This window comes from Streptomyces sp. NPDC038280 (genome assembly GCF_055600045.1).
This window is the reverse complement of the sequence record NZ_JBVJYZ010000001.1, coordinates 243006-268804: the sequence shown is the minus strand read 5'-3', so window position 1 is coordinate 268804 and position 25799 is coordinate 243006. Positions and strand designations below refer to the sequence as shown.

The window sequence follows — 25799 nt, the reverse complement described above, 5'->3', positions numbered from 1 at the left end:
GTGTCGGCGCGCAAGAGAACATTACCTCACTCCACGGGAAGGACGGACGCACGGTCACGCGCTGTACGGGGCCGCGGCGGGCGTCTCCCCGTGCCCGTTGCCGGCCAGCGACTGTTCCACCCAGATGGTCTTGCCGGTGGAGGTGTAGCGCGTGCCCCACTGCTGGGTCATCTGCGCGACGAGGAAGAGGCCCCTGCCGCCTTCGTCGTCGCTGGCGGCGCGCCGCAGATGCGGAGAGGTGTGGCCGGAGTCGGACACCTCGCAGATCAGACTGCGGTCGCGGATGAGGCGCAGCCGGATGGGGCCCGAAGGGGCGTACCGGATGGCGTTGGTGACCAGCTCGCTGACCACCAGCTCGGTCGTGAACGCCAGGTCCTCCAGGCCCCACGCGGCGACCTGGCTGGTGACGACGCTGCGGGCGACGCCGACCACCTCCGGGTCGGCGTGCAGGGACCACTGCGCCACCTGATGGTTTCCCAGCTTGTGAGTACGGACGAGCAGCAGCGCGGTGTCGTCGTCCACCGGGCCCGGCAGCAGCGTGTCGACGACCCGGTTGCACAGCTGCTCCAGCGGACGGCGGTGATCGGCGAGAACGGCGCGGAGACTGTCGAGCTGGTCGTCGAGGTCGCGCTCCCGGCTGCGGACGAGACCGTCGGTGAACAGGGCGATCAGGCTGCCCTCGGGCAGGCTCAGGTCCGCCGTTTCGAAGGGCAGACCGCCGAGGCCCAGCGGTGGGCCGGCCGGCAGGTCGGGCAAGGTGACCGAACCCGTGCCCGGGTTGACGACAGCGGGCAGGAGATGGCCGGCCCGCGCCATCCTGCATTGACCGGACACCGGGTCGTACACGGCGTACAGGCAGGTCACGCCGATCGCCTCGTCGTACGGCTGCTCCTCCTCGCCCGGTTCCGCGCCGCCCTCGCCCCGGACGGTCTCGCGTTCGTTGGCCTCCTGTCCGACGGCCTCGTCGAGCCGCGCGAGGAGCTCGTCGGGCGCCAGGTCCAGCCGGGCGAGCGCCCGTACGCTCGTGCGCAGTCGGCCCATGGTCGCGGCGGCGCGCAGCCCGTGGCCCACCACATCGCCGACGACCAGACCCACCCGCGTACCCGACAGGGCGATGACGTCGAACCAGTCGCCACCCACGCCCACCTTGTTGTCCGCGGGCAGATAGCGGTACGCGACGTCGACGCCGCTCAGCCGCGGCAGGCTCCGGGGCAGCAGGCTGCGCTGCAGCGTCAGCGCGGCGGAGTGCTCGCGGGCGTAGCGGCGGGCGTTGTCGATGCACACGGCGGTCCGCGAGACCAGTTCCTCGGCCACGGCCAGCTCGTCCTCGGCGAAGGGCTCGTGACGGTGGTGCCAGGCGAAGGTGACCACACCCAGTGTGCCCGCCTCCGCGCGCAGCGGCACGGCCAGGCGCAGCGGTGCCTCCGGGCCCTCCGGGCACTGCTGCACGGGCCGGCCCGAGGCGAGGCCGCGGGCCTGCGGTGAGTCGGGGGCGTACTCGATCGTCGCCTCGGTCGTGTCCGGCGCGTCCCCGGACATCCGGACCAGGCGCCCGGTGGACGCCGTGCCGGGCCGCGGCCGTTTCCCTTCCCGTACGGACTCCAGCAGGTCCACCGTGACCTCGTCGGCGAACTGCGGCACCGCGACCGCGGAGAGTTCCTCGGCCGTGCGCGCCATGTCCAGGGTCGTGCCGACCCGGACGCCGGCCCGCACCAGCAGGTTCAGTCGCTGCCGCGCGAGATACCGGTCCGTGATGTCCACGGTCTCCTCGCACACCCCGAGGGACACACCGGAAGAGGCCTGGAGCCGGTAGTAGGAGCACGACCAGACGTGGTCGTGGTCCGGGTCGGAGGGCGGGCGCCCCCGGTAGTGGAGCTCGATCACGGGCTCGCCGGTGACGAGCACCTCCCGCATGATCTCCTCCAGCGTCGCCGGATGCCCCTCGGAGAGCACCTCGCCATGGCTCACCATGTCGTCGGGGCCGAGACCGGCGTACTGGGAGTTGCCCATCTCCTCGTCGAGCGCGGCGTTCGTCCACACCACCTTCAGGTCCTGGTCGTAGAGGGCGAGCCCGACGGGGGACTGGGTGGCCAGCCCCCGGAGCATCGACCGCAGGGACTCCCACTGTTCGGTCTCCGCGGCGTCGGCGACCGCAAGCAGCCGGGCGGGCCCGGCGTCGGAGGTGGTGAGCGCACGTGTGGCCGCCATGACGCGGACGACACGGCCGTCACGGTGCCGCAGACGCAGCACCTGGCGGCTGAAGTGGGCGGCGCCCGGCAGATCCGCCTCCGCCCGCCCCTCGCGTTCCACCAGGAACTCGCCGATCGGCCGTCCCAGTACGTCCTCCGGGGGATATCCGAGCAGCTCCTCGGCCGTCGGACTCCAGCCGACGACGGTGCCGGCGGCGTCCAGTACGGCCGTCGCCGCCCGGGAGACGTCCAGGGGACCGAGGAAGTCGAGGTCCTTGGCGACCTCCCCGCCGCTCATGATCCCTCCGCCCAGCGGGCGGCCAGCAGCAGCGCGATGTCGTCGGGCCGGTCGGTGGCCTGGCGGGCCCTGCGGATCAAACGGTCCGCGGAGTCCACGAGCGCGGCCCTCGGGTCGATCGCGGAGAGCGCGTCGCGCAGCCGCTCGATGCCGAGGTCGATGTCGGCGCCCGGGAGTTCCACCAGTCCGTCGGTGAACAGGGCCAGGACCGCCCCCGGTTCCAGGACCAGTTCGGTGACGGGGTACGTCGCCCCGTCGTCCACGCCCAGCACGATCCCGCCGGGAAGTTCCACGACCTCCGTGGTGCCGTCGGGATGCCGCAGCAGCGGCTGCGGGTGCCCCGCCCGTACGGCCTGGGTGACGCCGGTCTCGGGGTCGAGCACGATGTAGCAGCAGCTGGCGATCTGGCCGGGGTCGAGGTCGATGAGGAGCCGGTTCGTACCGCCGATCACCTCCTGCGGCTGGTGACCGCTCAGGGCGAACGCGCGTACCGCGCTGCGCAGTTGACCCATGGTGGCGGCGGCCGCCGCGCCGTGGCCCTGGACGTCGCCGATCACCAGGGCCAGCAGACCGCGGCCGGTCTCGATCACGTCGTACCAGTCGCCTCCGACGTCCATGCCCTGGGTTCCGGGGAGGTACCGGCCGACGGTGTCGACGAGGTCGCGCACCGGCAGCCGGTGGGGGAGCAGGGCGTCCTGGAGGCCGCGGGCGAGGGCGACCTCGGTGTCGTAGCGCTGGGCCCGCTGGAGTGCCTGCGCGATGAGCCCGGCGAGGGCGGTGAGGACCGTGCGCTCCTCGGGGCTGAAGCCGCGGGGCTGGTCGAAGCCGAGGATGCAGGAGCCGACGGGCCGGCCGGAGGCGATCAGTGGCAGGAAGGCCCTGGCGCCGGTGTTGGAGTCCATCGGGATGCCCGGATAGGCGGCGGCCAGGTGTTCCATGGACTCGAAGAAGAGGGGCCGGCCGGTGGTGAGGGTCTCGACACCGGGCAGATGGGCCTCCAGTCCCACGCCGTCGAAGCGGTCCAGGAACCCCTGTGGGAAACCCGTCTCCCAGGCCAGATAGAGGTGCCGTTCCTGGAGGAGGTAGATCGCCAGCTGCCGGCCGCCGAACGCCGGCAGCAGCTCCTCGGTGACCACGGCGGACACCTGGCGGGCGGTGACCGCCTCGGTCAGGGCGATGGCCAGCGCGACCGGGCGGTAGAGCGCGGAGGCGCGGTCCGCCGGGGAGCCGAGGCCCGCCGCCGGCCGGGTGACCGACCCGGGCGCGTACGCGGGGGTCTCCGCCGGGGTGAGCAGCACGGTCACCCCGTCGTGGCCGGGATAGAGGGAGACCGACAGCCACTCGTGGGCCGTGCGGCGGGCCAGGAAGTGCACGGGTTCGTCGGAGAGCAGCGCCGCCCGCAGGTGTTCCTCGTAGGCCGGGTGCCCGAACCAGGCCAGGGCCTCCCACAGCACCCGGCCGGTCAGCTCGGACCCGGAGTACCGGAGCAGCTTCTCCGAGTGGCGGTTGACGTAGGTGATGCGCCCGAGCCGGTCGATGGAGAAGACGGCCCGGGGGAGCCGGTCCGTCGCCTCCGCCACGACCGGACCAGTGCCGAGATCCACCAGGAATCCGGTCAGTCGCGACCCCGGCCCGGCGCCGGGCGGATCCGCGCTGGCCGAGAGCTCCAGCAGGTGCGGCCGGCCGTCCGGGCCGCGCAGCCGCATCCGGCGCGAGGCGGGCAGGCCCGACTCCGCGGACTGGCGGGCGACGGCCCACAGCCCGTACGCGTCCTCCGGAGCCAGCCGGGCTGCCAGGGCTTCGATGGTGCCGGGGAAGCGCGCCGGATCGGTGCCGAGGATGGCGCACAGCCCCTCGTCGGCGGCGACCGATCCGGTGCCCAGGTCCCAGTCGAAGTAGCCGATCCGCACCGGCGGGGTGGTGACCGCGGGTAGCTGCACGCACACCGGTTCGGTCTCCCACTCGACCGCAGCGCCCTGCGCGGCCAGCTCGGTGAGCAGCACGGCAGTCCGGTGTGCCGCCGCGTCCAGCGCCCGGCGGTGGTCCTCGCTGACCGGGGTTCCCGGGGTGGCGGCCCGGAGCACCACCAGGACCCCGTACTTGTCGTCGCCGTCGCCCACCGGCGCGTAGAGCGAGCCGAAGGGGAAGGGGAGACCCGCCATGAGCTGCGGAAACCGCCGCATGGCCTCCTCGGCGTCAGCGAGGTGGACGGCCTGCCCCGAGCGGTGGGCCTCGGCCACCGGGTAGGGGCGGTTCACATGCATCCGCCACCAGGGGCGGAAGATCTGGCCCGGAAGGCCGGCGAGAACCGCCAGGCGCAGCAGCCCCGGCGTGCGCGAGCGCAGATAGACACCGCCGGCGTACCCACCGACGGATTCGATCCCGTTCACCGTGCCCTGGGCGAGCACCAGGGCCAGTTCGTCCGGTACCCGCCCGTCGTTGTGCGGTCTTCCGGGCATTGTCGCCTTCTCGGTCGGCGGGGCGGGCCCGACCGCGCCGTACGAGGTCACACTGCCAGCATGCTCCCGGGCCGCCGTGGAGCGCATCTCGGAGCAGCGGCGGAGCACGGTCAGAACTCCAGCGTGACGAAGCCGTCCTCATCGGCCTCGGACGGTGCGACCACGCCGTATCCGAACCGGTCCCTGAGGTCGTCGACGTCCCACAGCGCCGCCCGTCCCCGGTAGTTGAAGAAGAGCGTCTTCTCGGGGCCGCCGTGCTTCAGGATCCGCGCGACGGCCGCGTCGTCCGGATGCCTGTGCCGGGCGCCGTTGGTCGAGATCAGATAGCGGTCGCAGTCGAGAAGGCCGAGCAGCTCACTGGAGATGTTGAAACGGCTGCCGTGGTGGGCGACCTTGAGGGCGTCGAGCCGCATCCGGCCGCCCTCCGCCTCGGCGCGCGGGCGGAGCGAGGCGACCAGGCGGCGGTCGTCGGCGTCACCGGTGAACACGAGGCGCGTGCCTTCGAACTCGAACAGCAACCCGATGCTCGTCCGGTTCGGCTTGGAGGGGTCGCGCTTGAACGGCGAGTCGGCGAGCGCGTCGATGTCGACCGGCCCGAAGCTCTCGACGTCGGGCAGGAGCATCTCCTCGACCGGGTCCACACCCGGGATCAGCCCGTGCAGCGCACACTCCGCCACCCAGTCGTCGATCAAATTCTCCAGCAGCGTGCGGTCCGGGGAGAGCACCTCCATCGTGGAGCCGTCGTCGAACCAGTCCAGCGGGCGTCCGACCTCGATGCTCCGCCCGCCGAAGGCGTCGTTCCAAGGAATCCGCTGCTCCAGGAGCGCGGTGGTGAGCAGTTCGCCGTCCTGCGGTCCGAAGCCCTCGGAGTCGCGCAGCTGGTCGAAGCCGTTGAACCACACGTCGCCGAACTCCACCGACCGGTCGGGGTCGTTCAGCAGGGCCAGGACACCCAGGATGTGGTCCTGGTCGACATGGGTGACGACCAGGACGTCGACCAGCCCGTCGAGCCCGGCGAGCGTGGGCTTGATCCGGGAGTACGTACCGGTCCGCCCGCCGTCGATGAGCACGCGCCGCAGGAAGTCCCCGTCGCCGTACTCCAGGAGCAGACAGTCGCCGTCCTCGCCGGGCAGCATGGTGAGCCGTATCATCCCGGCCTCCTTCCACCGATGTCGACAATCACGAACGGCTCGCGCATGTCCACGCGCCACGACAGCCTGCGGGCCGAATCCAGCCTCCGTACGCACTCGGGGTCCTGCGGGAACTCGGACAGCCCGTCCATGAGCCAGCTCAGGCCGAGCGTGTAGAACGGCACACCGCGGTCGAAGGCCTCGACCAGTCCGTCCCGCGCCCGCCCGACGTCCGCGTCGGTCCTCGCGCGGCGCAGCTGCCGCGTCGCCCGCAGGACCGATCCGTCGCTCATCCAGCCGAAGCGCTCCCGCAGATGCTCCAGCCAGGGGTCCCAGTACGCCGGCTCGTTCGTGAGGTCCGTTCCCACCAGGACATAGGCCCCGGCCGCCGCCGCGAGCGGGTTGCGGGACCTGTAGAGCAGCGACTCGACGTCCGTGAACAGGGCTGCCGCCGTGTCCAGCGCCCCCTGGGCCATGTATCCGAGCCCCGCGCCGACGGCGGGGTCCCGCACGGTCACGGCGACGGCGCCGCCGGTCGGACTCTGGCGCGTGTTGACCAGGACCTCGATCACCGCCGACCCCCAGGGCGCGGGCAGCGTGACGAGCCGCGCGAGACCGGCCGAGGTGACCACCAGGAACTGGTGGTGGCCGACAGGGCTGTCCGGCGCCGCCACCGGCCCGTCCGCGCCGAAGCGGTACAGCGGTGACGAACCGTCGGGGGAGACGTCGGGCGCCTGCAGGTCCCGGGGCGGCGACTGCGCGAGGGCCCCCGCGACCGACCTCGCGAGCTCACCCGTCCGCGCCGCACCCGTCGGACCGGCGGCGCCCGACACCGGCGCGAGGAGCGAGTCGAAGGACCGGCTGGTGGGCTTCCCGTTGCCGACCCACACGGCCGCGACCCGCGTGTCCGCCGCGCTCTCCTCGATCAGCCCGCCGTCGGTCTCGGCGCGCACCGCGCCCATGCCCCGCGCGCCCAGCGAGCGCGGGACGGGAACTCCCTCACGGTCGTCGTGGTAGGCGGGGGCCGGCTCGATGTTGCCCATCAGGTACTGCCAGGCGTGCGTCTCGTACGGCGGGTCCGAGGCGTCGAGGGCGACGGTCGTCTCCTCGCCCTCCCGCGCCTCGGCGTCCTCCATCAGGACCGCCCCGGACGGCAGGGTGGCCGAGACGGTGTAGCGCCCCGGTTCGACGTCGTAGCGCAGCGGGGCGACCGCCGTCCCACAGGGGATCTTGATGTTGCGCCTGGCAGGACCGGTGGCGCCCGCCGGGCGGATGTCGCCGACGATCAGGGCGCCGTCGGCGAGGTCGTCCTCGTGCGTGGTCAGGACGACGCTGACGGAGAGGGTCGCGCTCATGGCCTGACCAGTTCTATGCGGCGGAAGGGGGGACGGGCCTCGACGGACCTGGTCCGTACGTCCTGGGGGCCGACGGCCGCCTCCATCTCGTAGATCCCGAACGACAGCTCCAGGGACCACTCACCGGTCAGGTCCTCGTCCTCGTCGGCCTCGGGCGGCGGGCGCCGCAGGTCCTCGTGGCCGGGGCGACGGCAGGTGAAGGCGGCGAGAGCGTTGTCCTCCCGCGGTCTGCAGCCGACGTAGACGGGCACCACCGGATCGCCCGGCAGTTGGTGGAGGTCGAAGACGGGCAGCTCTCCGACGGCCGGCACCTGGACGCCGGTGATCGTGCCGGCGAACTGGGGCTGTTTCATGAAGTGGTCGATCGCCCGGTGCAGGGTCGAGGTGTCGACCCGCCAGATGCCCTCGGGGTTGTCGCTTCCCGGCCCGTGCAAACTCTTCAACAGGGCCTGCGTGAACAGGCTGACCTGGCCGGGGCGGGCGTGCGACTTCTCCCCGGCCAGGGTGGCGTAGTAGGGAAGGTGCAGCCGGCGGGCCAGTCCCAGCGGCCGGGTCCCGGCGGCGATCGGCACCTGACCGGCGAAGTTTCCCGCCTGTTCGATGAGGACGTCCGAGTTCGACCGGCACGCGTCCACGAAGAACACCTGCTGACTCGCCTTGCACTTCTTCAGCCCGTTCATCAACTCACGGAAGTTGAGGGCGCCCTGGAGCGGGTTGTCCTCGTCGGCGAAGACGTCGGCGGCGAGCAGGGCCATGTCGTCGCCCTGTGAGACGCCGTGTCCGCAGAAGTAGAAGACGAGCCGGTTGTCCTCGTGGGTGTCGCCGCGGTGCTTCCACTCCTTGACCGCCTCGACGATCCGGTCGATGGTCGCGGTCTCGACCTCATGGGAGGCACCCGTCCGCGGATTCTCGAACGGCTCGGGAGCCTCCTCGCTCAGCAGCAGGGCGAGGCTCCCGAGCGGCTTGTCCGGACCGTCGTACTCGGCCAGCAGCCAGGTCGCGAACGCGCGGGCGGAGACCGGCGGCGAGGAGAGCTGCCGCATCCCGTCGGAGTCGGCCGCCGGGCTGTCGCCGCCCGCGAGGTGCGGGTACTTCCCCACGCCGATGACCAGCGCGTGGGTGCGAGGAGCGACGGCGTCCGGGGCGGCGTTCTCCTCCAGGTGGACCGTGGAACCAGCCATGGGCCCCTCCGCTCGCGCAACGGGCTCGCACAACGACTCGGGCCGCCCGCACCGGCCGTCCGGTCGAACCGGCAGTCCGGTTGGTCGCCGGGCCAGTTGGAGGCATTGCTTCTATTATATGAGGAGATGTGAGAAGTGTCCTGGCCGCTCGACGGCGACTCGGAGGCCGTGATGGCAAAGAACATCGTCGTCTGCCTGGACGGGACGGGCAATCAGCTCCGGGCCAGGGGGAACACCAACGTCGTACGGCTCTACGAAATGCTGGACCTGCGCGATCCGGCTCGGCAGATCGCCTACTACGACCCCGGCGTCGGCACCTTCTCCGCCGCCGGCGCATGGACCGCCCCCGCCCGGCGTCTGTCCAAGCTCGCCGGGCTGGCCTTCGGCTCCGGCCTGAGGCAGAACCTCGCCGAGGCCTACACCTATCTGATGCACCATTACGAACCGGGCGACCGGCTCCTCGTGTTCGGCTTCAGCCGGGGCGCGTACACGGCCCGTGCGCTCGCCGGCCTGCTCAAGGCGGCCGGGCTGCTGCGTCCCGGCAGCGAGAACCTGGTCCCCTACGCCATCGCCGTCTATGCCAGGAACAAGACCTGGACCAAGGACGACTGGGCCCAACTCCACCGATTCGCAGGGGCGTTCAGCAAGCCGGTCGAGGGGCGGTTCGGAATTCCCGTCGACTACATGGGGCTCTGGGACTCCGTGAAGGCGGCCGGGATCCTCCGCTGGAACCTGCGCTGGCTCTACACCAGGAAGATCCCCAATGTGCGCAGGGTCCGCCACGCCGTCTCCATCGACGAGAAGCGCCGGCCCTACGCCGAGTACCTGGTCACGCCCTCCACTCCGGCCGGGACCGCGCCCGCACCGCTGGTCGAGGAGGTGTGGTTCGCCGGAGTGCACTCCGACGTCGGCGGAACCTTCGAGGACGATCCGAGGCTGCCGGCCGTCGCCCTCAAGTGGATCGTGGACGGGGCGCTCGACGAGGGGCTGCTGCTCCTGCCCGAGGCGTACCGCGAGACCCTGTCCCTCGACGCGGACCACGCCCTCGGCGCGGTCCACCGGATGGGCTGGATCTGGGCGCTGCTCACCTTCCGCCGCCGACGCGTGCCGACGGAGGCGACGGTCCATCAGAGCGTGCGGCAGCGCGTCGAGAGCGACCCGGCGTACGGGGAGCGGATCCCGGAGGGCGTGTCCTGGGCGGACCGCGAGTGGCTGACGCCCCACCCCCTCACCCAGCACACCACAGGCCCGCGCGCGGCGGCCTGACGAACGTCCCGGCGCGAGGGCCGGGGCCCTGCGCGCGGTAGCACGCGTTCGGCATGAGCGGGCGTGACCGCGACAGCCGCGCGCCGCGACTCGAGCGTCCCGGCTCGAACGGGCCGGCCCGTGTTCACCCGAGTTCACCCGAGCCTCTGCCTGCGGGCCCGACCCTGCCAGCCGCGCGCCACGACCCGGGCCGCCCCGGCGAGTACCCCCGAGCGTCCCTCGGTCGACCGGCCCGCCCCCGTCCCGCGTCGATGGCGCGGCCCGGCGCGGGGGCCCCGCCGCCCCCGCGAGGTGCTGTGGCTACCGTGGCCGTGAAGCCTCCCGGGTCGGCCGAGGGGGCCCGCCCGCAGGAGTCAGCGCATGTTCACGTTCACCGCCCGGGACGGTCTCACCCTCCATGTCCACGTGTGGCAGCCCATCGACCCGCCGCGCGGAGTCGTCCAGATCGCCCACGGCATGGGCGAACACGCCGCCCGCTACGCGCCGCTCGCCGAGCGGCTGACCGGGCTCGGCTACACCGTCTACGCGGCGGACCACCGCGGCCACGGCCTCAGCATGCACGCCGAGCCCGGAGACTTCGGCGAAGACGGCTGGAACCAGCTCGTCGAGGACATCGCCGCCCTCACCCGCATCGCCCGCGAGCGCCACCCGGGGCTGCCCGTCGTCCTGCTCGGCCACAGCCTCGGCTCGTTCGCCGTCCAGCAGTACGTCCTGGAGCACGCGAGCCTGGTCGACGCCGTCGCCCTGTCCGGCACCACCGCCGTGGACGCGCTCTTCGAAGCCCTCGCGGACGCGGCGCGCAGGGCCCAGGAGGCGGGAGACCCGGAGGGCGACGCTTTCGCCGCCTTCAACCAGGCCTTCGCGCCCGTACGGACCGAGGCGGACTGGCTCAGCCGCGACGAGCGGCAGGTCGATCTCTACCTCGCCGACCCGCTCTGCGGCTTCACCGCCGACGCCCGGGCCATGGCCGGCCTCGCCGCCGCGCTGCCCCGGCTGGCCGCGCCGCGCGGCATCCCGGCCGATCTGCCGTTCTATGTCTTCGTCGGCGACCGGGACCCGCTCAACGGCGGCCTGGCCCTCAGCGACCTCCTGGTCTCCCGTTACCGCGAGGCAGGGCTCACCGACCTCACCTACCGCTCCTACCCCGGGGCCCGCCACGAGGTCCTGAACGAGACGAACCGCGACGAGGTCGTCGCCGATCTCACGGCATGGATCGAGCGCGTGGCCGGATGACGCCCGTACGGCCGCCGCGCCGTCCCCGGGACGGGTGGAGGCCTGCGATGATGGGGCGACACGTCGTACATATGATGACCCGGGGGGGCCATGGGAACTGTGGGAACCGCTCTGTCCGAGCTGAGATCTGCCCAGAAATCGTCGAAGGGCGTCTCGCTCTACTCGCGTTTCGTGAACCGCCCGGTGGGCCGATACCTGGCGGCCGGTGCGTACGCGGGAGGTCTGACGCCCAATCAGGTCACCCTGATCAGCGCGCTGTTCAGCTTCACGGCGGTCGCGGGACTGGCGTGGGGGACGCCGTCCTGGACTCTCGGTCTGCTCGTCTGGCTTGGGCTCGCCGTGGGCTTCGCCTTCGACTCCGCCGACGGGCAACTCGCCCGCCTGCGAGGGGGCGGAAGCCCTGCGGGGGAGTGGCTCGACCATGTGGTGGACTGCGCCAAGATCACCGCACTGCACACCGCCGTCCTGCTGGCCTTCTACCGGGACCCGGAGCACTTCGGGATCTCGGGTGACGGCTGGCTGCTGGTGCCGCTGGGCTTCCAGTTCGCCGCCGTGGTCACCTTCTTCGGCGGACTGCTCACCGAGAAGCTGAAGCCCAAGCCGGCGCCGGGCGCCCCGGCCCCCGCGCCGTCCACACTGCGCGCGGTGGCCCTGCTCCCGGTCGACCACGGCGTCTTCTGCCTGGTCTTCCTCCTGCTCGGCGGCGGAGACCTGTTCCGCTGGGGCTACAGCGCCCTCGGCATGGCGAGCGCGCTGTTCCTGCTGGCGTTCCTCATGAAGTGGTTCCGGGAACTGAGCGCAGTTCAGCGCTGACATCGGGGCGTGGTTCGGCCTCCTGCGTCAGGAGGTCGAGCGCACGCCGCAACTGGGTGCTGGACGTGTGGACCGTGTACGGGAAGTAGACGATCTCCACGCCGACGGCCGCGAAGTCGCGCTCCAGCCTTTCGCCCTTCGGCGTGCCGCGCCAGTCGTCGCCCTTGAACAGGACGTCGAAGCGCACCTGCTTCCACGTCTCCAGCTTGTCCGGCACGGTCTCGACGAACGCCGCGTCGACGTACTTCACGCTGCGCACGATCTCCAGCCGCTCGACGAGCGGAATCATCGGACGCCGCCCCTTGGCCAGCTCCGCCATCTCGTCGGACACCACCCCCGCCACCAGGTAGTCGCACTGACTCCGGGCGTGGCGAAGGATGTTGAGATGTCCGATATGAAACAGATCGTAGGCTCCGGGCGCATATCCGACGCGATACGGTCTGCTTGCGGTCATGTGTACCCCCCTGTGCGTCGCGCTCCCCAGCGCGACGGAGACACCGACCATAGCGTGCACATTCCGTTGAGAGTGAGTGAACGATTAGGGTAAGGGCCGGTTTCAGGTACGGGGAGAGGGATCACACGCGTGACGGAATCCAAGGACACCCGGGAAACAGCGGGCACTTCGCGCCGCCGGCTCCTGATGGTGTCGACCAACTACGCGCCCGAGCACGCCGGAATCGGCCCGTACGCCACCCAGATCGCCGAGCACTGGGCGAGCCTCGGTCATGAGACGCACGTCCTGGCCGGAATGCCGCACTACCCGTCCTGGTCGCTCGACCCCGCCTACGCGGGCGCCTGGCGGCGGACCGAGGAGCGCGCCGGAGTCGTCGTCCACCGCCGCCGGCACACCGTCCCGCCCCGGCAGACCGCCCTCAAGCGCGGCGCCTTCGAGGCGTCCGTGCTGCTCCACGGCCTCGTCGCGCCACCGCGCATCGCCCGACCGCACGCCGTGCTCTCGCAGATGCCCAGCCTCGCGGGAGGCGTCATAGGCGCCCGGCTCGCCGCACGCTGGCGGATCCCGTACGTGCCGGTCGTCCAGGACCTCATGGGCGCCGCCGCGGCACAGAGCGGCATACGCGGCGGCGACCGCGCGGCCGCGCTCGCCTCCAAGGCCGAGACCTACGCGCTGCGCGGCGCGACCCTGGTGGGCGTCATCCACGAGACCTTCGTCGACAAGGTCCGCGCCATGGGCGTCGACCCCGGCCGCATCCGGCTCGTACCCAACTGGTCGCACGTCACCGGGCCCACCGAGCCCCGTGAGAAGACCCGCGCCCGGCTCGGCTGGGCGGACGGCGAGACGGTCGTCCTGCACTCCGGCAACATGGGCCTCAAGCAGGGCCTGGAAGTCCTCGTCGAGACGGCCCGCCGCGACCCCGCCGTCCGCGTGGTCCTGCTGGGCGACGGCAACCAGCGCGAGCATCTCGGCACGCTCGCCGCCGGCATCCCCAACCTGAACTTCCTGCCTCCCGTGGGCGACGACGAATTCCCGGACGTCCTGGCGGCCGCCGACGTCCTGGCCGTCACCCAGCGCGCCTCGGTCCTCGACATGAGCGTCCCGTCCAAGCTGACCTCGTACTTCGCGGCCGGCCGGCCCGTCGTCGCCTCCGTCGCCTCCGAGGGCGGCACCGCCCAGGAAGTGCGCCGCTCGGGAGCCGGAGTGCTCGTCGAACCGGAGGACCCCGACGCGCTGCTCGCCGCGGTCCGTAGACTCGCGGACGATCCGGCGGCCGCCGAGGCGCTCGGCGCCCAGGGGCCACGCCATGTCGAGGCCCATCTGACCAAGCGGGCCGGCCTCGCCCGGATCGATGCTCTGATCGAGGAAGCCATGGGGGTACGGGGCACGTGAGCACCACGTACGCAACGTCGGTGGAGAACGACGAACCGGAGATGCTCCGGGACCAGTTCCGCCAGCTGCTGCGCTATCGCAGAATCATCGGAGCGGGCATAGGCGTGGGGCTGCTCGGCGGCCTCTGGCTCGGCATAGCCAACGCCGACACCTACGTCGCCACCAGCCAGGTCGTGCTCCGCGCGCCCACCAGCGACCCGTTCAACCCCAGCATCTCGCAGGACAAGACCGTCAACATGGGCTCCGAGCGCCAGACCGCGCTCAGCACCAGCGTCGCCGAGGGTGCCGCGAAGCGCCTCGGCTGGACCGGCACGCTGGGGAAGCTCCAGAAGGACCTCCAGGTCACCAACCCGCCGCAGTCCATGGTGCTGCAGTTCACCTACACCGCCGACGACCCGCAGGCGGCGGCGGACCGGGCCAACGCCCTCACCCAGTCCTATCTCGACCTGCGCAAGAAGCAGTCGACCGACCTGCGCGACGCCATGCTCGCCGGGGTGAAGAAGCAGCTCGACGAGGTCGCCCGCAAGCACGACGAGCAGGTGAAGAAGGTCGACCGGATGAAGGAGGGGGCGGCCCGCGACGCCGAGGTCGGCGCCAAGGTCCAGCTCTTCAACCGGGTCACCGAACTCGAGGGCCGTCTCAGTGGCTACAAGGCCCTCGACATGACCCCCGGCAACGTCATCCGCGTGGCCACGCCGCCCGGTTACAGCGACGGCCCCAGCCTCTTCATGAGCCTCGGCCTCGGCGGACTCGTCGGCGTCGCGCTCGGCCTCCTCGCCGCCTGGGTCCGTCTCGTCTTCGACCCCGCCCCGCGCTCCGCGGGCGACGTCGCCCGCGCCGTGCGCGCCCCCGTCCTCGGCACGCTGCCGCGCGGCGCCACCGACAACCTGCTCGCCGGAGACCACGCCGACCCCCGCATCAGCGAGGAATACCGCTCCGTCGCCTTCCGGCTCGCCTACGACAAACGCTTCGGCGACCGCCGCAGGCTCCTGGTCGTCGCGCCCCGCGGCGACAACGACGGCGCCGTCGCCGTCGCCACCAACCTCGCCGCCGCCTTCGCCGAGACCGGCAAGGACGTGCTGCTCATCGAGGCCGACCTGCGCACCCCGACCCTCGCGGGCCGGCTGCGGGCCAACGCCACCGGCGCGCCGCGCTGGAGCCAGCCCATCGACATGGCGGGCATGGAGGACGCCGGCTGGCCCGGCCAGCGCCATCTCTCCGTGGACGCCGGCGAGTCCGGCTCCTTCGGTCTCGTACCGGGCGAGCGGGTCCGCAACGTGGCGGGGGCTCTCACCTCCCCGCGTGCCTCCCGGCTCATCGCCGAGGCCGACTCGCCCAACTCCACCGTCGTGGTCCTCGCGCCGCCCGTCCTCGCCTACGCCGACGCGCTCGCGCTCGTCGACCGGGTGGACGGCGTCCTGGTCGTGTGCGATCTGCGCAGCGCCCACCGCACCGACCTCCAGCGCATCCGCGAACTGATAACGGGAGCCGGCGGAACCGTGCTCGGGGCCGTCACCCACCCGCCGTCGGGGCGGGGCAGCAAGCCCCCCAAGCAGCCCAAGCGCGGTGGCACCCGGGGCCGTTCCGACCGGCCCGCGCCCCCGAACGCGCCCTCCGAGCCCGAGCAGGTCATCCAGGGCGACGGCTCCGACACCGTGGCGCTGCGTTCGATCCGCCTGGGCGATCGGTGAGACGTTCGGTCACCGTCGCCGCCTCGGTCCTCGACCAGGCGGCATCCAGTCTCACCAACATCGCGGTCCTGGTGATCGCGGCGAGGGCGTCCACCGCGGACGGTTTCGCCGCGTTCTCCCTGGTGTACGTCACCTTCACCGTCCTGCTGGGCCTCAACATGGCCTTCGTCGGGCAGACGGTCGTCCTGGAGCGCGGCGAGGACCACGAGGTCGGCTCCGCCGCCCGCTCCGCCCTGACCTTCACCGCGGCGGCCTCGGCGCTCGTCGCGCTGCCACTCGCGCTGGGCGGCGCCGTCGCGGGCGGCAGTGGCGGCCACGCCTTCCTCGCGCTCGGCCTGGTCCTGCCGGTCGTCCTCGTCCAGGACGGGCTGCGCTACTGCTTCTCCGCACTGCGGCAGCCGCACCGCGCGCTGGCCGCCGACGTGCTGCGCCTGGCGTGCGTCGTCCCCGCGCTCCTGACCCAGCCGCACCACGCCTCACCGGGGCGCCTCGTCGTCGTCTGGGGCCTCTCCGCGCTGCCCGCCGTCCTCCTGGGCCTCGCCCTGCTGCGGCCGTTCGTCGCGGGCCGCCCCGGGCCCGTACGCGGCTACCTGCGCCGCGGCCACCTCGGACGCCGGTTCGTGGTGGAGTTCGCGGTCGGCAACGCCTCCAGCCAGCTCGCCGTCCTCGGGCTCGGACTCCTCGCGAGCCCCCTGGCGGTCGGCGCACTACGCGGAGCCTCCACACTCTTCGGCCCGCTCAACGTGCTCTTCACCTCCGTCAACGCCTTCGGACCGCCGGTCCTCGGCCGGCTCGGCTCCAAGCGCGCCACCAGCCGCGCCGCGGCCGCCCTCGGTGGCGTCCTCGCGACCGTCGCGCTCGGCTGGGCCGCAGTCCTGTACGCGCTGCCCGACCACCTGGGCCGCCAACTCCTCGGCGCGACCTGGAACTCCGCGTCCTCGCTCCTGCCGGCGACCGGAACCCAGTACGCCGTGATGGCGCTCGGCACCTGCGCCCTGGTCACCCTGCGCGTGCTCAGCCCGCGCTCCACCCTCTCCGTCCAGGTCGTCTTCTCGGCCCTCGCCGTCGCCCTGATGCTCGCGGGCTATCTCGTCGCCGGCGCGCTCGGCGCCGCCTGGGGGCTCGCCGCGGGCTCCGCGCTCAAGGCCGTCGCCGCCTGGCTGCGGGTCGCCCGAACAGCGCCCGAGAGCGAGCGGAGTGACGCTCAGCGCAGTACGGCGCCCTTGTCCTGACGCCAGGTGGTGATGAGCGCGATGCAGATCAGCGCGATCGCCACCCGGCCCGAGGCCTGGAGCAGCGGACCGCGCAGCAGGATGAACGAATAGCCCGCCACCAGCGGCACCACCAGCGAGATCAGACTGCCCGGCGGCGCGCGCCGGGTGCCCCGGGCGGCGAACCGCCGGTCCACGCGCGCCGCGGCGTAGCCCATCGCGGCCATACCGCCGGCCATGCCCAGCGGACCGAAGTCGATCCACAGCTCGGCCCAGATGGGCGAGGACAGATTGGTGTTGACCGCCCCCATCCACTGGCCGACCATCACGCCGGTGTCGCGCGGCTTGCCCGGCCAGACCGACCGGGGCACCGCGAAGAGCACGGACCCGGCCAGCTGACGCCCGTACCGGTGCCGGGCCCCCGAGTCCACGAAGGTGATGGTGTTCGCGAACATGCCGACCTGGTCGTAGTCCTTCATCGCCAGGGGTTCGAGCAGCGAGGTCGACTCGACGGGCTTGTAGTTCTTCTCGTCGTACCGGAAACGGTCGGAGATCGGGAAGACGACCAGCGCCATGATGACGCCCAGACTCAGTGCCGACCGGTACATCGCCGCGCTCACCGGGAAAACGGTGAACAGCAGCGCGAACATGACGGTGAGGAACCAGTAGCGCGGATTCGATATGGGGTTGTTGACCACCAGGTTGAGCCCCACCAGCGCCAGGAAGACACCGATGACCACCGGGGAGCGGCGGGCCCGCCAGGAGGTGACCAGCCAACGGCTGTACGCCAGCAGCGCGATGAGCGCGGGGACCGTCCCGAAGCCGCGCAGGAGCGCTTGACCGGCCTGCGAGTCGGCCTGGGACACTCCCGCCTCCTCGATACCCGCGATGATCTCCTGGCGGCTGCTGAAGAACACCGCCGGGCCGCCCAGCTTCATCACGAACAACCCACTGCACGCGAAGGCGATCAGCACCAGCAGGTAGAGCCTGCGGCGGTGCGCCAGCGCGGGGCGCCGCGCCCCGCGTCCCGTTCCGCCCGGCCGCCCGCGCGCGAGCAGCGAACCCACGTCGAAGGCGGCGCAGCCGACGAGGACCAGCGCCACGGCCATGGTCAGGTCCGAACGCGGTCCGACGACCGGTGTCGGCACCCGGCCGAGGACGGCCTGCGCCAGCGGCGCGACCCCCATCGCCATGTAGACGAAAAGCCAGAACGAGCCCTGCAGGAGCTTGCGCCGGTTGGTGAGGATCATCGCCGAGAGGCGGGCGCCCGCGTACATGGTCAGCGCGATCTGGAGGTAGTACGCCGCGTCACGGACGCCCGAGCCGGGCTGGACCGCGACCAGCAGGGGCATGAAGACGGTCAGACCCAGTGCCAGCGGCACCGAGGCGGCGCGGGAGAGCAGCGTCCGCGGGGACACCGGCGGAGCCAGCAGTACCGGCGGCGGGGGCACGGGCGCGGAGGCGCCCCGGGCCGTTGCCGACGGCCCCGCCGTACCGCGCACATCCGTTGCCATGCCGCCCCCTGAGAAGTCACCCCCCGGCAGTCTACCGACGCCCTCACCGTCACCTTCGGTCAACCGTTAGTCTGAGCGTTCGGGCGCCAGGGGAGGCGCCGGTGGGGTGGATGATGCGCAATCTCACGGCCTTCACGCTGGCCGGATACGACAAGGGCCGCGGCAAACTGACGCAGGCCCTCTGGTTCGCGGTGATGAACGCCGTCTTCATGGCCTGGTTCTGCCCGGCCCGGCTCCGGGTCGCGCTGCTGCGCGCCTTCGGCGCCCGGATCGGCGAAGGGGTCCTGATACGCCACCGGGTACGGGTCCTGTGGCCCTGGAAGCTGACCGTCGGCGACCACACCTGGATCGGCGAGGGCGCCTGGTTGCTCAACCTGGAGCCGATCACCCTCGGCGCCCATGTCTGCGTCTCCCAGGAGGCGCTGCTGTGCACCGGCAGCCACGACCACCGTGCGGTCGACTTCCGCTACCGCAACGCACCCATCACCGTCGGGGACGGCGCCTGGGTCGCCGCGCGCGCCACGGTGCTCGCCGGCGTCACCGTCGGCCCTCACGCGGTCGTCGCCGCGGGCACCACGCTCCACCGCGACCTGCCCGAACTCACCCTGCACACCGCCGACGGCCGCCGACAGATCGAGAAGCCCGCATGAGAGTCCTGCACGCGGTCACCCTGCACAGCCCGACCCACGCCTTCGGCGGGCCGGTGCGAGTCGCCCTCAACCTCTGCCAGGGGCTGGCCGAACGCGGCCACCAGGTCCGCCTGGCCGCCCTCGGAGACGGCTTCGACGGTCCCCTGCCCACCGACGTGGAAGGGGTGCCCGCGCGTCTCTTCCAGGCCCGGAACATCCTGCCGCTCGGCTTCAGCGGCATGACCTCACCGGCGCTCCTCGCCGGCGCGAGCCGGCTGGTGCGCGACGCCGATGTGGTCCATGTCCACCTCGCCCGCGACCTGGTGACCCTGCCGATCGCGCTGGCCGCGCTGCGCGCCGGCCGCCCGCTGGTCCTGCAGACCCACGGCATGGTCGACCCGAGCGAGAAGCTCCTCGCCAAGGTCCTGGACGCCGTGGCGGTCCGCCGGGTGCTGCGTCGCGCCTCGGCCGTGCTGTACCTGACCGGGCATGAGCGGGGCGGCCTCGACGCCGTCGTCGGGCACCCGCTGGAGCACGCCGTACGCCTCGTCAACGGCGTCCCGGGCCAGGACCCGCGGCCCACGCTCAGCGGCCCGCCGCGGATCCTCTACGCCGCCCGGCTCCAGGCCCGCAAGCGCCCCCGGGACTTCGTGGCCGCGGTGCCGGAGATCCTGCGCGCCCACCCGGACGCCGAGTTCGTGGTGGCCGGACCCGACGAGGGCGAGCGCGCGTCCGTGGACGCGCTCATCGCCGAACTGGGCGTCGGCGACCGGGTCACCTGCCCGGGGGCGCTCTCGTCCGAGCGGATGCGCGAGGAGCTCGGCCGGGCGCACGTCTATGTGCTGCCCTCGGTCGACGAGCCCTTCCCCATGTCCGTACTGGAATCCCTGTCGGTGGGCACGCCGGCGGTCGTGACCACGTCCAACGGCCTTGCCCGGGACATCGAGAACGCGGGCGCCGGGCGGGTCGTGACCGACGCGTCCGGGCTCGCGCCCGCCGTGCTCGACCTGCTGGACCCGGCCGCGAACGACAGCGCCTCCGCGGCGGCCCGGAAGCTGGCCACGGAGGCGTTCTCGATGGAGTCGGTGCTCGACACCCTCCTCGGGGTCTACGAACGGGCCGCGCGGCCCTGACCCCTCGGATGAACGAACGGTCCGCGATGGACGAACGGGCCGCTGTACGAACGGGCCGCGCGTCCCCGATGAGGACGCGCGGCCCGGTGACTCGGACGGCCCGCTTCGTCAGGCGGGCAGCCAGGCGTAGCACCCGGTGGAGACGAACTCCCGGGTGCCGGCCGGAACCTTGGCGGTGATCTTGCCCGTGGCGCCGGTGGTGGGACCGGAGGCGAGCACCTTGCCGCCGCTGCCCAGTGCCCGCCAGGTGCAGGCGGAGTTGGTGGTCAGCGCGCGGTAGGTCCCGGCGGCCGGCTTCTTCTCCGTGCCGTCGGGGAAGCCCTTGGCGGCCGCCGTCACCAGCGGCTTCTGTGCCGTGCACAGATGCGTGGTGGCGGCCTCGGCGTCCGGGATCTCGCCCGCGATGATCGCGCCGATGGCGGCGTCCCGGTCCCGCTTCGCGGTGCGTTCGAGACGCTGGCAGGACTCCTGCCCGGTCTGCAGCACCGCCGCGGGGTCCATGTCCGCGGGCACTCGTCCGCTCAGGAACTTCTTCTGGGCGGAGGTGAACGACCCGGTGGCCGGGGTCAGCTTCGGGTCCGGGAGCACCGCGCCCTCCTTGGAGGCGCCGGCGCTGGGGGTGGGAGTGGCCTCGGCCTCGTCCAGCGCGTCGGCCGCGCCGCGCGAGGCGGCGGGAGGGCGCGGGGAGGCGGACGCGGTCGGCCCGCTGTCGGAAGAGCAGGCGGCCAGGGAGAACAGAGCGGCGGTCAGTACGACCGCGGCCGCCGCCGGACGCCGGTGGAAGGCACGCATGAAAGGGCTCCTGTGGTACGGGAGATGCGGGGCCCGGATGTCCGGGCCCCGCATCCTGTTGTCACTGACTCGGCGTGGGTGTTACGGGGCGCCGAAGGTCAGCACCAGCTGCGGAGTACCCTCCGCTGCCGCGGCTTCCGTCGACCAGAGCCACAGCGGGTCCGTGCCGGTGCTCTTCAGCGCGAGGCTGTACGAGCCGCCGAGCTCCCCGGCGAGGGCCGCCGGGTCCAGTACGGCCGAGTAGACGGTCGAGCCGTCCGTGGCCCCGCTGAGCGTTCCGACCGGCGAGGTGCCCAGTGCCGGACGGTTGTTGTACGTGACGGCGGACTCGGTCCACGCACCGGTGACCGGGACGACGCTGACGTCGTCCGTCGTGCCGGCACCCGTCATCGTGGTGGTCTTCACCGCGAGGCGGGCGTTCTTGAGGACCGTGCCGGCCGGGGCCTGCGGCAGGGTGAACCGCAGGTAGGACTCGTACGCCGAGGTGCCACGGACCGCGAGCGAGCCCGAGGTGCCGTAGTTGGTCGCCGCGGCGCCCGCGTTGACGTAGCTGTCCTCCGTGGCGGTGACGGTGGCCACGGTGTCCGCCGGGGCGGAGGCCAGGGAGTAGTGCTTGGCCACCTGCTGGGCGGTGAGAGCGGTCGGGTAGACGGCGCTCTCGTCGATCTGACCGGCGAAGAACGTGCTCGACGGGCTGAACGGCCAGCCGGACAGGTTGTCCGCGCCCACGTGCCAGTAACCGGAGTACTGCTGGCTGCTGCCGACGCTGTTGGACGAGATCCGCTTGCCGTCGACGTACAGGGTCATGCCGTTCGGGCTCTGGGTGCCGACCACGTGGTGCCAGGCGCCGTTGTTGTAGGTGCCCAGGGTCGTCAGCGTCCGGGTGCTGCCGCTGTACACACCGAACACCAGGTTGCCGGAGTTCGTCATGTACAGGTGCTTGTCGTAGTTCTTGCTGCTACGGACGGTGTTGTTGCCGAAGCCGATCAGCTTGCCACCGCGGTTGGTGGTCGTCTTGAACCACGTCTCGATGGTGTAGGAACCGGGCGAGTTGATCCGCCGGTCGCTGTAGATCTGCTCGTCCGTGCCGTTGAGCGCGACCGCCGTGCTGGGGCCGGTGACGGCCGGCGGCGTCTGCCGCAGCGTCGGCGCGTTCACGTACAGACCGTTGTTGTTGGCGTTGGACGAGTCGGCGGCGAACGGCGTCGTCGACTCGTCGTAGCGCCAGTACAGGTTGGCGCCGTCGGCGATCACCTGGGTCGGGTAGGCCGCCTCCGAGGTGGGGACGGTCACCGTCGCGTTGGCGGACAGCGCGCTGGTGTTGCCGTCGGCGTCCGAGGCGGTGACCCGGTAGCTGTAGGTCTTGCCGGCCTGCACCGAGGTGTCCTTGAAGGAGACCTGCGGGCGCGCCCAGAGCAGCGACTCGCCCTCGACGGTGTGGATCGGCGTGCTGGAGCCGTCGCGGTAGACCCGGTACGTCAGCTTGCTGTCGTCAAGGTCGATGCTGGAGCGCCACCGGACGTGGACCTGGTTCGGCGCGATGCTCGCGGCGCCGACCTGCGGCGCGCTCGGCGCGCCGGTGTCGGGTCCGCTCGCGAACCGGGTCAGACCCTGCTGGGCCGAGCCGTTGGCGGTGGTGAATTCGCCGCCCACCCACAGGTACTTGGTGGCACCGGAACCCGAGATGGCGAACGCGCGCGGGCCGATGCCCTCACCGAGGCCGTCGTTGGTGTCCGGGAACCAGCCGAGCTTGCCCGTGCTCGTGGTGGGCTGGGCCAGCAGGTGGTGCCGGGCGCCGTCGGGGAACTCGCCGACCGTGGAGCAGTCGTGTGCGTGCGAGGCGCTGTAGAGCACGTCCTGGTACGACTTCACGGCCTGCGTGGCGCCGAGGCAGGTGTCGCGCCAGCGCTGCTCGAAGTCGCTGAGGTTGAAGGCGATACGGCCGTCGAAGACGCCACCGCCCGTGCCCTCGTTGCCGGTGTAGAAGCCGGTGCCGTCGGTCTCGATGTCCTTGACGACGGAGTTCGACGGGATGAAGCCGTTGGGGTACGCCTTCGTCACCGCGCCGGAGGTGGCGTCGACCACGGCCAGCGCGTGCGAGTTGGAGCCGTTGACGCTGAAGAAGTCGCCGCCGAGCAGCACCTTCTTCCCGTCCGGCGTGACCTCGATGGCGCGACCGGGCTCGTCCGCGTTGGCGGTGAACGGCAGCAGGGCACCGGAGGTGCTCACCGCCGCGAACCGCTCGCGGGTCTGGCCCTCGACCGAGCCGAAGTCGCCCGCCGCGTACACGGTGGTGTCGGTGACGGCCAGAGCGCGCACGGTGGCCGGGAAGCTCGGCGTGAAGCTCGCCTTCGGCGCGCAGGTGGCGATGTCGATCGCCGCGAGGCTGCTGACCGGCGTGTCGTTGACCGCGCCGAAGTAACCGCCCGCGTAGAGCGTCTTCTGGTCCGGGGAGACCACCAGGGTGCGGACGGTCGCGGTGCCTTCGGCGACCGTGAAGGAGAGGGTGCAGGACGTGGGCGCCCCGGTCGCCGCGTTCATCGCGGCGAAGTTGACGGCGCTCTTGGGGGTGCCGGTGGCACCCTCGGGCGGGCGGACCTCGGAGAAGGTGCCTCCGACGAAGACGGTGTCGTTCGTCTGGGCCAGCGCCCAGACGATGCCGTTGGTCTGCCAGGTGGGCAGATCGTCCGCGGTGAAGGCCACGGGCGGAGTGACTGCCTCCGCCTGCGGTGCCAGGGCCCACCCTCCGACCCCGGCCGCGCCAACCGTCAGGACGAGGGCAGCGGCGAGCCCCCAGGATTTACGCATGTTCCCCCCAGGCGTGAGCCCAGTTCAATGTGGCGAGAATTCGTGCACATTCGATGTGTGAATGCGAACTGTACGATGAAATGACGGACCCGGCGCCCCACTTGACCAATCCGGTATCTCGGATGAGCGCGTGGCCCGCCGGTGAGCGGCCGCCCCAGGTGTCCCGAGTCGGCCGCGTGTGCGAAAGGGCAGGTCAGCGGTCGATGCGCACGGTGGCGCCGGCCAGCTGATCGTTCACCTGGCGGATGTCCGCGTCGACCATGATCCGTGCCAGCTCCTCCACCAGGACGGTGGGCTTCCAGCCAAGAAGATCGTTCGCCTTGCTCGCGTCGCCGATCAGGGCGTCGACCTCGCTCGGGCGCTCGTACTTGGGGTCGTAGCGCACGTACTCGGCCCAGTCCAGGTCCGCGTGGGCGAAGGCCGTCTCCACGAACTGGCGCACGGTGGCCGGGACGCCGGTGGCGACCACGTAGTCGGTCGGTTCGTCCTGCTGGAGCATCCGCCACATCGCGTCGACGTACTCGGGGGCGTAGCCCCAGTCGCGTACGGCGTCGAGGTTGCCCATGTAGAGGCGGTCCTGGAGACCGGCCTTGATCCGGGCGACGGCGCGCGTGACCTTGCGGGTGACGAAGGTCTCGCCGCGGCGCGGGGACTCGTGGTTGAAGAGGATGCCGTTGACGGCGAACATCCCGTAGGCCTCGCGGTAGTTCACCGTCGTCCAGTACGCGAAGACCTTGGCGGCGCCGTACGGGCTGCGCGGGTGGAACGGCGTTCCCTCGTTCTGCGGGGGCGGCGTGGCGCCGAACATCTCCGAGGACGACGCCTGGTAGATCCGGGTGTCGACCCCGCTCGCGCGGATCGCCTCCAGGAGCCGCAGCGCGCCGAGGCCGGTCACGTCGCCGGTGTACAGCGGGGCGTCGAAGGACACGCGGACATGGGACTGCGCGCCCAGGTTGTAGACCTCGTCGGGCTGGATGTCACGCAGCAGGTTCACCAGCGCGACGCCGTCCGACAGGTCCGCGTGGTGCAGCACGAACGAACGGTTCGCCTGCTGCGGGTCCTGGTAGATGTGATCGATGCGCTCGGTGTTGAAGCTGGACGAGCGCCGCACGAGCCCGTGCACCGTGTAGCCCTTGGAGAGCAGCAGCTCCGCGAGGTACGAACCGTCCTGTCCCGTGACGCCGGTGATCAGTGCTGTCTTGCTCATGCGGGTTTCCCCCAGAAAGAGAGTGTCATTCGTACAAAAAAGCGGGGTATGCCCCCAGCGGCGAAACGGGGCCTGGCATGATCCCGTCCATGACTGCATCGCTGCCGTACCTGCCCACGCACGCCCGGATCTTCGTGGCGGGCCACCGAGGCCTCGTCGGATCCGCCGTCGCCAGGCGGCTGACCGCCGACGGCCACGAGGTGATCACCCGGGGCCGCGACGAGCTGGACCTGCGCGACGGGGCCGCGACCGAGGCGTTCCTGAAGGACGTCCGGCCGGACGCCGTCGTCCTCGCCGCCGCCAAGGTCGGCGGGATCATGGCGAACAGCACCTTCCCGGTGCAGTTCCTCGAGGACAACCTGCGCATCCAGCTGAGCGTGATCTCGGGAGCGCACGCCGCGGGCGTCGGCCGGCTGCTGTTCCTCGGCTCGTCCTGCATCTATCCGAAGCTCGCGCCCCAGCCGATCAGCGAGGACGCGCTGCTGACCGGACCGCTGGAGCCGACGAACGAGGCCTACGCGCTGGCGAAGATCGCCGGCATCGTGCAGGTCCAGTCGTACCGGAAGCAGTACGGCGCGTCCTACATCTCGGCGATGCCGACGAATCTCTACGGACCCGGCGACAACTTCGACCTGGAGACCTCCCACGTCCTGCCCGCCCTGATCCGCCGCTTCCACGAGGCCGCGGCCCAGGAGCGCGAGCAGGTCGAGCTGTGGGGCTCGGGCACCCCGCGCCGGGAGTTCCTGCACGTGGACGACCTGGCGGCGGCCTGCGCCGTGCTGCTGGGCTCCTACGACGGGAACGAACCGGTCAACATCGGCTGCGGCGAGGACCTGACCATCCGCGAACTCGCCGAGACCGTCGCCGAGGTGACCGGCTTCACCGGAAAGCTCGCCTGGGACACGACCAAGCCCGACGGCACCCCGCGCAAGCTGCTGGACGTGTCCCGGCTCACCGGCCTCGGCTGGAAGCCCGGCATCCCGCTGCGGGACGGCATCGCCTCCACGTACGCCTGGTGGCTCGAGCAGAACTGACCTCATGCGC

General features: G+C 71.9%; 19 protein-coding genes. 9 read left to right on the top strand and 10 right to left on the bottom strand.

Annotated elements, in window-relative coordinates:
- Nucleotides 1–54 precede the first annotated feature (54 nt).
- The 5 genes from ACZ7J0_RS01195 to ACZ7J0_RS01175 all read right to left on the bottom strand — a co-directional run bounded on the left by ACZ7J0_RS01195 (nt 55) and on the right by ACZ7J0_RS01175 (nt 8612).
- Nucleotides 55–2487, bottom strand: coding sequence for a SpoIIE family protein phosphatase (locus tag ACZ7J0_RS01195; RefSeq protein ID WP_470882898.1), 2433 nt, complete (start codon nt 2485–2487; stop codon nt 55–57).
- Complete coding sequence (locus ACZ7J0_RS01190) at nt 2484–4946, bottom strand: SpoIIE family protein phosphatase (protein ID WP_470882897.1); 2463 nt, start codon at nt 4944–4946, stop codon at nt 2484–2486. The genes ACZ7J0_RS01195 and ACZ7J0_RS01190 overlap by 4 nt, the downstream gene beginning before the upstream one ends.
- 110 nt (nt 4947–5056) lie before the next feature.
- On the bottom strand, nt 5057–6097 hold the full coding sequence (locus ACZ7J0_RS01185) for a ComEC/Rec2 family competence protein (protein ID WP_470882896.1): 1041 nt from the start codon (nt 6095–6097) through the stop codon (nt 5057–5059).
- Nucleotides 6094–7431, bottom strand: coding sequence for a hypothetical protein (locus ACZ7J0_RS01180; RefSeq protein ID WP_470882895.1), 1338 nt, complete (start codon nt 7429–7431; stop codon nt 6094–6096). Before ACZ7J0_RS01180 ends, ACZ7J0_RS01185 begins: the two co-directional genes overlap by 4 nt.
- Nucleotides 7428–8612, bottom strand: coding sequence for a caspase family protein (locus tag ACZ7J0_RS01175; RefSeq protein ID WP_470882894.1), 1185 nt, complete (start codon nt 8610–8612; stop codon nt 7428–7430). The genes ACZ7J0_RS01180 and ACZ7J0_RS01175 overlap by 4 nt, the downstream gene beginning before the upstream one ends.
- A gap of 135 nt (nt 8613–8747) precedes the next feature.
- On the opposite strand from ACZ7J0_RS01175, the gene ACZ7J0_RS01170 reads away from it, so the two are divergent.
- From ACZ7J0_RS01170 to ACZ7J0_RS01160, 3 genes are all read left to right on the top strand, one after another.
- Nucleotides 8748–9878, top strand: a complete 1131-nt coding sequence (locus tag ACZ7J0_RS01170) for a DUF2235 domain-containing protein (RefSeq protein ID WP_470882893.1) — start codon at nt 8748–8750, stop codon at nt 9876–9878.
- Between the two features lie 360 nt (nt 9879–10238).
- Entirely contained in the window at nt 10239–11111 is an 873-nt protein-coding gene (locus ACZ7J0_RS01165) for an alpha/beta fold hydrolase (RefSeq protein ID WP_470882892.1), read from the top strand.
- 90 nt (nt 11112–11201) lie between these two features.
- Nucleotides 11202–11924, top strand: a complete 723-nt coding sequence (locus ACZ7J0_RS01160) for a CDP-alcohol phosphatidyltransferase family protein (protein WP_470882891.1) — start codon at nt 11202–11204, stop codon at nt 11922–11924.
- Here the strand turns inward: ACZ7J0_RS01160 and ACZ7J0_RS01155 are convergent.
- A complete protein-coding gene (locus tag ACZ7J0_RS01155; protein WP_470882890.1) occupies nt 11884–12378 on the bottom strand; it encodes an FAD synthase family protein in 495 nt (164 codons plus the stop codon). The genes ACZ7J0_RS01160 and ACZ7J0_RS01155 overlap by 41 nt on opposite strands.
- Before the next feature lie 186 nt (nt 12379–12564).
- Here ACZ7J0_RS01155 and ACZ7J0_RS01150 point away from each other — a divergent pair, with 186 nt between their 5' ends.
- Genes ACZ7J0_RS01150 through ACZ7J0_RS01140 form a run of 3 tightly spaced genes read left to right on the top strand, consistent with a single transcriptional unit; the run spans nt 12565 to nt 16693 of the window.
- On the top strand, nt 12565–13770 hold the full coding sequence (locus ACZ7J0_RS01150; RefSeq protein ID WP_470884077.1) for a glycosyltransferase family 4 protein: 1206 nt from the start codon (nt 12565–12567) through the stop codon (nt 13768–13770).
- Complete coding sequence (locus ACZ7J0_RS01145; RefSeq protein ID WP_470882889.1) at nt 13767–15461, top strand: tyrosine-protein kinase domain-containing protein; 1695 nt, start codon at nt 13767–13769, stop codon at nt 15459–15461. Before ACZ7J0_RS01150 ends, ACZ7J0_RS01145 begins: the two co-directional genes overlap by 4 nt.
- Nucleotides 15458–16693 carry an MATE family efflux transporter gene (locus tag ACZ7J0_RS01140; protein ID WP_470882888.1) on the top strand — a complete coding sequence of 412 codons (1236 nt, stop codon included), beginning with the start codon at nt 15458–15460 and terminating at the stop codon, nt 16691–16693. The genes ACZ7J0_RS01145 and ACZ7J0_RS01140 overlap by 4 nt, the downstream gene beginning before the upstream one ends.
- On the opposite strand, the gene ACZ7J0_RS01135 is transcribed toward ACZ7J0_RS01140, so the two are convergent.
- Nucleotides 16666–18186: a hypothetical protein gene (locus ACZ7J0_RS01135; protein ID WP_470882887.1), complete on the bottom strand. Its 1521-nt coding sequence runs from the start codon at nt 18184–18186 to the stop codon at nt 16666–16668. The two genes, ACZ7J0_RS01140 and ACZ7J0_RS01135, sit on opposite strands and share 28 nt — an antisense overlap.
- A 113-nt stretch (nt 18187–18299) precedes the next feature.
- Between ACZ7J0_RS01135 and ACZ7J0_RS01130 the strand changes: the two genes are divergently transcribed.
- Entirely contained in the window at nt 18300–18836 is a 537-nt protein-coding gene (locus ACZ7J0_RS01130; RefSeq protein WP_470884075.1) for a WcaF family extracellular polysaccharide biosynthesis acetyltransferase, read from the top strand.
- Complete coding sequence (locus ACZ7J0_RS01125) at nt 18833–19948, top strand: glycosyltransferase (protein WP_470882886.1); 1116 nt, start codon at nt 18833–18835, stop codon at nt 19946–19948. Before ACZ7J0_RS01130 ends, ACZ7J0_RS01125 begins: the two co-directional genes overlap by 4 nt.
- A gap of 108 nt (nt 19949–20056) precedes the next feature.
- On the opposite strand, the gene ACZ7J0_RS01120 is transcribed toward ACZ7J0_RS01125, so the two are convergent.
- The 3 genes from ACZ7J0_RS01120 to gmd all read right to left on the bottom strand — a co-directional run bounded on the left by ACZ7J0_RS01120 (nt 20057) and on the right by gmd (nt 24755).
- The gene (locus ACZ7J0_RS01120) at nt 20057–20740 is read right to left on the bottom strand and encodes a hypothetical protein (protein WP_470882885.1); all 684 of its coding nucleotides are present in this window, start codon (nt 20738–20740) and stop codon (nt 20057–20059) included.
- Nucleotides 20741–20821: 81 nt separating this feature from the next.
- A complete protein-coding gene (locus tag ACZ7J0_RS01115; protein ID WP_470882884.1) occupies nt 20822–23548 on the bottom strand; it encodes a CBM96 family carbohydrate-binding protein in 2727 nt (908 codons plus the stop codon).
- A 193-nt stretch (nt 23549–23741) separates the two neighbouring features.
- Entirely contained in the window at nt 23742–24755 is a 1014-nt protein-coding gene (gene gmd, locus ACZ7J0_RS01110; protein ID WP_468703318.1) for a GDP-mannose 4,6-dehydratase, read from the bottom strand.
- An 89-nt stretch (nt 24756–24844) separates the two neighbouring features.
- Here gmd and ACZ7J0_RS01105 point away from each other — a divergent pair, with 89 nt between their 5' ends.
- Entirely contained in the window at nt 24845–25789 is a 945-nt protein-coding gene (locus ACZ7J0_RS01105; protein ID WP_470882883.1) for a GDP-L-fucose synthase family protein, read from the top strand.
- Nucleotides 25790–25799: the final 10 nt, after the last annotated feature.